5 protein-coding genes and 1 pseudogene are annotated in these 7739 nt (G+C 76.3%); 4 read left to right on the top strand and 2 right to left on the bottom strand.

The features are described 5' to 3' along the window. The first annotated feature begins 168 nt into the window (after nucleotides 1-168). Entirely contained in the window at nucleotides 169-1119 is a 951-nt protein-coding gene (locus ACS04_RS22385) for a serine/threonine-protein kinase (protein WP_048478503.1), read from the top strand. 7 nt (nucleotides 1120-1126) lie between these two features. On the opposite strand, the gene ACS04_RS22390 is transcribed toward ACS04_RS22385, so the two are convergent. Beyond that, nucleotides 1127-2434, bottom strand: coding sequence for a streptophobe family protein (locus ACS04_RS22390; RefSeq protein WP_245236492.1), 1308 nt, complete (start codon nucleotides 2432-2434; stop codon nucleotides 1127-1129). A 97-nt stretch (nucleotides 2435-2531) separates the two neighbouring features. On the opposite strand from ACS04_RS22390, the gene ACS04_RS22395 reads away from it, so the two are divergent. Beyond that, nucleotides 2532-3824, top strand: coding sequence for a DUF6777 domain-containing protein (locus tag ACS04_RS22395; RefSeq protein WP_245236493.1), 1293 nt, complete (start codon nucleotides 2532-2534; stop codon nucleotides 3822-3824). 53 nt (nucleotides 3825-3877) lie between these two features. Continuing rightward, entirely contained in the window at nucleotides 3878-5947 is a 2070-nt protein-coding gene (locus ACS04_RS22400; RefSeq protein ID WP_048478505.1) for a SpoIIE family protein phosphatase, read from the top strand. Between the two features lie 24 nt (nucleotides 5948-5971). Here ACS04_RS22400 and ACS04_RS22405 read toward each other — a convergent pair whose 3' ends face one another. Further along, the gene (locus tag ACS04_RS22405) at nucleotides 5972-6859 is read right to left on the bottom strand and encodes a DUF4328 domain-containing protein (protein ID WP_078865150.1); all 888 of its coding nucleotides are present in this window, start codon (nucleotides 6857-6859) and stop codon (nucleotides 5972-5974) included. A 227-nt stretch (nucleotides 6860-7086) separates the two neighbouring features. Between ACS04_RS22405 and ACS04_RS22410 the strand changes: the two are divergent. Next, a pseudogene (locus ACS04_RS22410) lies at nucleotides 7087-7739 on the top strand (phosphodiester glycosidase family protein); the annotation flags it as partial.

Here is a 7739-nt window from a genome sequence, read left to right on the forward strand (position 1 = left end):
GTACGGAGACGGCGCGAGCCTCGTGACCTATGCCGTCGACGAGGGCCCCGGGGCCCCGCCGGAGCCGCCGGAGCCGCCTGAGGCGCGGCCCTCGCAGGCCGAGCCGCCGGCGCCGGCGGCCGGACACGAGCCCACGCGGGTCGTGACCCCGCTCGAGGGCGGTGGGCCGTGACGGCCCCCGGGCCCCCGGGCGGGCGCCCGGGCGAACTGCGCGGGAAGCGGATCGCCGGATACCTGGTGGAGAGCGAGATCGGCCGCGGCGGCATGGCCGTCGTCTACCTCGCCCGCGACCTGCGCCTCGACCGGCCGGTCGCCCTCAAGCTGCTGGCTCCCGAACTCGCCCGCAACGACGTCTTCCGTCAGCGCTTCGCCCACGAGTCGAAGGTCGCCGCGGCCATCGACCACCCGCACATCGTGCCGGTCTTCGAGGCGGGCGAGACCGAGGGACTGCTCTACATCGCGATGCGCTACGTCCCCGGCCAGGACCTGCGCGCCCTGCTGGACCGCACCGGGCCGCTGCCGGTGGAGACCGCCGCCCGGATCGCCGGCCAGGTGGCCTCCGCGCTGGACGCGGCCCACGCCCACGACCTGGTCCACCGGGACGTGAAACCGGGGAACATCCTGGTCGCCGAGGGCACGGACAGCGAACACCCCGAGCACGTGTACCTCACGGACTTCGGGCTGACGAAGAAGTCCCTCTCGCTGACCGGGTTCACGAGCGTCGGGCAGTTCGTCGGCACCCTGGACTACGTGGCGCCCGAGCAGATCTCCGGCAAGCCGGTCGACGGCCGCTGCGACGTCTACAGCCTGGGCTGCGTCGTCCACGAGACGCTGACCGGGAGCCCGCCCTTCCGGCGGGACGACGACATGGCACTGTTGTGGGCCCACCAGTTCGATCCGCCGCCGCGGGTCAGCTCGCTGCGGCCCGGCCTGCCGGCCGCGGTGGACGGGGTACTGGCGAAGGCGCTGGCCAAATCCCCGGACGACCGCTGGAACAGCTGCCTGGAATTCACGGGGGCGCTGCGCCGCGCGGGCGCGCGGGCGGCCCCGCCGCCCGGCGCCGTGCCCCCGCCGCCGCGCTGGGCACTGCCGGTGATCCGGGAGGAGGACACCGGCTGACGACCGGTCACCCTCCGGCGGCGGTCGGCTTCTCGATGAGACCGCGCCGGTGCACGGGCCGGGCCAGGAGCGCCCCGAGGAAGCCCGCGAGGGCACCCCAGAGCAGGGCGAGGCCCACGTTGCGCCACAGCACCGGGCGCAGCTCCGCGGTGCCGCCGAGCCCGCCGGCGTCCCCGATGCCCAGCAGCGACAGGCCGAACCGGGCCCGGACCGCTGCCAGCAGGCACACCACCAGGATGGCGAGGGCGAGGGCCACCCCCAGGTGCAGTGCGTGCTGCCAGGCGCGGACGCCGGCCGGGGAGCGTACGGCGGCCAGGAAGCCCGTACCGAGCAGCAGAACCGCGGCGACGGCCACCAGCCACCAGGCGCGCGAGTCGTGCTCGGCGAGCGAGACCACATCGACCCGGGACAGGTCCGGCCCGCGCAGCACCTCGTCCAGCAGCCGGGGTACCGGCAGCCCGAAGGGCCCCTGGACGCTGCCCTCCCAGGCCCCGCCGAACCCCAGGGTGAGCGCGAGCCAGGCCAGGTTGGGCAGGCCCAGCAGGATCACGGCGAAGGTCCGGCCCGCGTGCCCCTGGGTTGCGGCCACCACCAGACCGACGCCGATGCCGATGACCACGTACGCGAGGAGCAGCGCCACGGTCGCGAAGGCGGCGGGCCGCACCGCCGTGTGGAAGCGGACCAGCCCCGCCGGGAGCGGGTCCCGCCGCGAGACCAGCAGGGCGATCAGCAACAGGCCCACGATCCACAGCAGTCCGAACCCGAGGGTGGCGGGCAGGACGGCGCGGAAGCCCGCGGTCGGGGAGACGTCGAGGAGTTCGCCGAGGTCGGCGATCGGCGAGTCGCCCGTGGCGATGTCGAAGCTCTGGCGGGCCAGGAGCGCGGCCCCGGTGAGGGCGAGCAACCACAGCAGGACCAACGGGCCGGCCCGGCCGAGGAGTTCCCCCGGTCGGGTCACCGCCCGGTTGTGCAGGGGCCGCAGGAAGAGTGCGCCGGCCGTGAGGGCTCCGGCGAGGCTCACCGAGAGGGGGAGTACGGACAGGCTCGCGTCGGCCTCGGCCAGGAACCCGGCCCCGCCCGTCACCTCGACCGAGCCGCCGGCCGCCATCACGACGACCGCCGCGACCACCCGGGGGAACGCGGCGCCGGGCAGACCGGTCGCGCCCGCGCAGGCCAGACCCGCCGCCGCGACGGCGGCCATCACGGCGAAGGCCGCCACGACGGCGACGAGGGCGTCCCGCCAGGGCCGTGCGGAGCCCGTGGAGGGCGGGTGCGCCGGTGCCGGACGGGAAGATGACGGACCGTTCACGCTCACGCCGCAACCGTAGGCACGCTCGGCTTGCGGCCACCACCGGGACGACGCACACAATGGTCCGCAGGGACCGGAACTCCGCCGCCTGGAAGAAGAGCCCGTGACCACGCAACCTTCCGGCCCCGGCCCTGAGCCGGAGCGGCCCACCGAGTCCGCCGAGCCGCCGGGCCCGCGCCCGACCGAGTCCGCCGAGCCGCCGGGCCCGCGCCCCACCGGTCCGCCGTCCGGCCCCCTCTCGGGAGGGCGGCAGGGCCCGCCGCCCTCGCCTCCCGCTCCGCCGACCGGCGGCCCGCCGCCGGGACCACCCCCTTCGGGGCCCTGGTGGCGGTCGGTACCGCGGCTCGCCACCGCTCTCGTCGCGGTCGCCGCCCTCGTGGCCCTGGTCGTGGTGCTGACCCGGCCCGGCGGCTCCCCTTCCGCCCGCGGCGAGGTGTTCCTCCAGCCCGCCGCCGCCACCGGTCCCGACCCCTTCACCGAGTCCACGGCCGCGCGCGAGGCCGTGCCGCCGCCGCAGAGCCCGGCTCCGTCCCCGCAGGGCGCCACGCCCAGCACGGGCGCCACCGCCACCCGCAGCATCAGCGGTGCGGCGCCCGGCCTGTACGGCGGCACCCGGTCCGTGACGAGCTGCGACGTCGACCGGCAGATCCGGGCGCTGTCCGCCGAGCCCGCCAAGAACGGGGCCTTCGCCTCGGCGCTCGGCATCCGGCCGCAGTCCGTCCCCGCGTACCTGCGTTCGCTCACCCCGGTGCGGCTGCGCACGGACACCCGGGTCACCAACCACGGCTACCGCGACGGCAAGGCCACCGGCTACCAGGCGGTGCTCCAGGCCGGCACCGCGGTGCTGATCGACGACCGGGGGGTGCCGCGGGTGCGGTGCGCCTGCGGAAACCCGCTCGGACCCCCGGTGGCGCTGCCGGCCGACCCGAAGCGGCACGGCCGGCCGTGGAGCTCGTACCAGCCGTCGGAGGTGGTCGTCATCGCGCCGTCGGAGACGGTCGTCCACAAGTTCGTGATCTACGACCCCCACGACCGCCGCTGGTTCGAGCGGGACCGGGGCGACCACCGGGGCGAGCACGACAAGCCCGTGCCGCCGCCGGTGCTCCCGCCCGCGACGGCCACTCCCTCGCCTCCCGCCCCCGCCACCTCCACGGCGCCCGCGTCCCCGCCGGCCTCCTCGCACTCCCCGGCCGGGGAGGCCCCCGCGTCCCCGCCTCCGCCGACGTCCCCGCCCCCGTCCGGTCCGCCGTCGGAGCCTGCGTCGAAGCCGGCGTCGGAGCCTGCGTCGCCGGCGTCCGAGCCCGCATCGAAGGAGGCGCGGAAGCCCGCCTCCGAGCCCCCGCCGGGAAGCCGGCCGGACACCGGCACCCCCTCCGCCCGCTCCGCCGCCCCGTAGCCGCCGGCCGGCTTGTGCGGGCACGCGCACGGGAACGGTGAGACCCTGGCTGCATGGCCGAAAGGCGAGCGAGCTCCGAGGTCGACTGGCCCGCGCAGCCGGACATGAGCCTCGCGCTCAACCGTATGGGCACCTTCGACTGGGACCTCGACAGTGGGCAGATGCATCTGGACCCCACCGCCCTCGAGGTCCTCGACCTGCGCCCCGAGGAGTTCACCGGAACCCCCGAAGGGCTGAAGGCGCGGATCCCGCCCGGCGAGGGAGCCAGGCTCGACGCCCGCGTGGCCCAGGCGCTCAAGGACGGCCGCAGCCACTACGGGGCGTACGTACGGACCCGCCTGCGCGACGGGACACCCGTCTGGACCCACGTCCAGGGCCACATCCTGCGCGAGGCGAACGGACGCCCGTACCGGATCATCGGGATCCTGCGCGACGCCGCCCACGACCCGGGCGAGCCCGGCGCCGGCGGCCGGCAGGACGAGGGGCGCCGCCGGATGACCGGGGTCGTCGAGCGGACCAGCGCGATCCTGGCCCACGCCCGCACCGTCAACGACGTGACCGACGTCCTCAAGGATCCCGAGGCGCTCGGGCACCTCGGCGCGGTCAGCGTCATGCTCGGACTCGTCGACGGCGGGCGGATCCACCTCGTCGCGGAGGGCCAGCTCGGCAGCTACGTCCCGGAGATCGAGTACACCCGCATCGACGCGCGGTTCCCGATGAGCGAGGCCGTACGCAACCTCCAGCCGGTGTTCATCGCCTCGCGCGAGGAGTTCCAGGAGCGCTACCCGCTGCTGTGGCCGTACATCGAGCCGCTGTCCGTGCGCAGCGGCGTCTACCTGCCGCTGATCGCCCAGGGCCGGGCCATCGCCGCGCTCGGGCTGCTGTACCAGCGCGACGGGGACTTCACCGCCGAGGAGCGCAACCTGCTCGTCGCACTCGGCAGCGGCATCGCGCAGAGCCTCCAGCGGGCCATCCTCTTCGAGCAGGAGCACGATCTGGCGGAAGGCCTCCAGCGGGCGATGCTGCCGCGCCGGATCCCGGAGGTGCCTGGCGCGCGGATCGCCGTACGGTACCGGGCCGCCCGGATGGGTCGGGACATCGGCGGCGACTGGTACGACGTGGTCCAGCTCGGCGAGGGACGCGTCGGGGTCATGATCGGCGATGTGGAGGGGCACGACACGGACGCCGCGGCCGTCATGGGCCAGCTGCGGATCGTCCTGCGGGCGTACGTGTCCGAGGGGCACACCCCCGGCACGGCCATGGCGCGGGCCTCGGCCTTCCTGCGGGAGCTGGAGACGGAGCGGTTCGCCACCTGTACGTACGCCGAGGTGGACCTGAACACCGGCATGCTCCAGCTGGTCCGTGCGGGCCACCTCGACCCGGTGGTGCGGCGCGGCGACGGCAGCTGCCACCGTATCCCCGTGGCCGGCGGACTCCCGCTCGGGCTGCCGCCGAGCGACGGGTCGGGGGCGGGGGCCGGCTATCCGGTCACCAGCCTCGAACTGCACCCCGGGGACACCCTGGTGCTGTGCACGGACGGCCTGCTGGAGCGTCCGGACGGCGCCCCCGAGGCGGGGATGCAGGAGCTCATGGAGGCGGTCCGGCGCGGGCCCGTGGACGTCGAGGAGCTCGCCGACGTCCTGTGCGACCTCATCGGCGACGCGGGCGCGGGCGACGACATGGCCCTGCTCCTGCTGCGCCGCCGCGGGACCCCGGCCCCGCGCGGCGGCGGCCCGCTGCGCCTGCCGCTCACCCCGGGCGACCCCGACGGCCCGGCGATGGCCCGCCACCTGATCCGCGCGGCGGTGGCCGCGTGGGGCGCCCGGGACCGCTCCGACGAGATCGAACTGGCGGCGGACGAGCTGATGACCAACGCCCTCGTGCACACGGACGGCGGCGGCCACCTCAACGTGCGGCTGACCTCGGAGGGCCGGATCCGGATCGAGGTCGAGGACTCCAGCAGCGCCCTGCCGCGCCGGCGCGAGGCGGGCGACTGGGCGGTGTCGGGACGAGGGCTGCTGCTGGTGGACCGACTGGCCGAGGAATGGGGCGTGGAGCCCCGGGGCGGCGGCAAGAGCGTGTGGTGCGAGTTCGCCGTACCGGGGCGCGGACCGGCGCGGTAGGCGGCGGGGCGCCCGGGGTGCGGGTCAGGCGGCCGCGTACGGACCCTGCTCCGCCTTCACGGTCTGCATGGTCGTCAGCTTGCGGACGAACACGATGGCGAGGACGGCCGCGGCGATCGTGAGCAGGTCGCAGACCATCCCCACGGCGGACGCGTCGCGCAGGGCCTCGGGGGTCCCGGCCCGCTCGTACAGGGCGCTGAACAGGCGGTCGGCCAGCACCGAGAGGACCCATGCGGCCCACCAGGCGTGGACGGGCGCGGCGGAGACCTCGCGGAACGAGCCGTCCGGTGCGAACCGGGTGCTCGCCGTCCAGATCTCCTTGGCCGTCCGGTACGGCAGGAACAGGTTGCCGATCGGGATGAACCAGCCCCCGATGGCCCAACCGCGGCTCTGGGAGAAGGCGTCGGGACGCATGATCCCGCCGTTCACGCGGACGCGGTGGAACCAGATGACGAAGACGACCGCCGTCGCCAGCAGGATCACGGCCTGGAGCACGCCGGTGATCCCGGTCAGGACGTCCGAACGGTCGAGGGTGTCGGCGCCGACCTGCGCCGGATCGGCGATCACCCGCTTCATGAGCGAGTGGACGTACCCGCTGACGGCGGCCGAGAGCAGGTTCACCGCGGCCGCGACCCCGAGCAGGACGCAGACGGCGAGGGCCAGGCCGCGGGGGGAGCGCAGCACGTCGGTGGGCGGCCAGGGCGCGGGGTACGGCAGGCCGGCGTACGGGCCGGCGGGGTGGCCGGGCTGGGGCAGGGGCTGGCCGGGGTAGGGCTGGCCGGGGTACGGCTGAGCCGGGTACGCCGGGTACGCCGGGTACGCCGGGGCCGCGGCCGGGGCCGGGGCCGCGGCCGGAGCCGGAGCCGGAGCCGGAGGTGGAGTCGGATGGCCCTGCGGCTCGTTGAAGGACATGCGGTGTGTACCCCCCACGGGAACGTGCGACGGAGTTGCGGGTGCCCGCTGACCTGCGGCGAGCACGCTCGAACCCTGCCAGCCCGGCATGCGCCGGCCAAATCCTTATCCGGAGCCCGGACCGCGGCTGGCTAGCACGGAGCCCGGAGCGCGGGCGAATGGCTGAATCCCCGGGCCACGGACGGTCGTGCCCGTCCGGGACGCTCCGAGTGACCGATCCTGCCTGGGTGCTGAGCCTGCGTCCGCTGCTGCCCGTCCTGCTCGCCGTCGTCCTCGCCGCCCCGGCCTCCGCGCTCGCCCCCGCCCCCGCGCGGGCCGCCGCCGCGGGTGCCGACGGGGTCGAGACCGCCCGGACCAGCCGGCAGATCGCCCCCGGCATCCGGCTGGAGTCGTACGACCGGCTGGAGGCCGACCGCTGGCTGCGGATCGACGAGCTCCTCGTCGACCTCGGGGGCGGCGGGGTGCGCGCCGAGTACCTCGGCGGCCGCGGCCCGGCCACCGTCGCCGAGTCCGCCGCCCGCCATGCCCCGGGGCCCGGGCGGCGCGTGGTCGCCGCCGTCAACGGCGACTTCTTCGACATCCGGGGTACGGGCGCACCGCTCGGCCCGGGCCTGGGCGGCGGCCGGCTGCTGCACTCCGCGGGCCCCGGGCCGGGCGCGGCCCCGGCCGTCGGATTCGGCGCGGACGGCACCGGCCGGGTCCTGCGGATCGGGCTCGCCGGGAGCGTCACCCTGCCCGGCGGGGCGCTGCTCCCGCTGACCGGCTACAACGCGGCCCGGCCCGCCGCCGGGGGCCTCTCCGCGTACACCGCCGACTGGGCGGGGACGCGGCTGCCCGCGCTGGGCGGCGCCGTGGCGGTCCGGGACGGCCGGGTCGCGGC

The organism is Streptomyces roseus (genome assembly GCF_001044425.1).
Taxonomy (GTDB): domain Bacteria; phylum Actinomycetota; class Actinomycetes; order Streptomycetales; family Streptomycetaceae; genus Streptomyces; species Streptomyces roseus.

Coding starts and splice junctions, on each gene's coding strand:
- ACS04_RS22400 (WP_048478505.1), top strand. CDS start 3,878: ATGGCCGAAAGGCGAGCGAGCTCCGAGGTCGACTGGCCCGCGCAGCCG.
- ACS04_RS22405 (WP_078865150.1), bottom strand. CDS start 6,859: ATGTCCTTCAACGAGCCGCAGGGCCATCCGACTCCACCTCCGGCTCCG.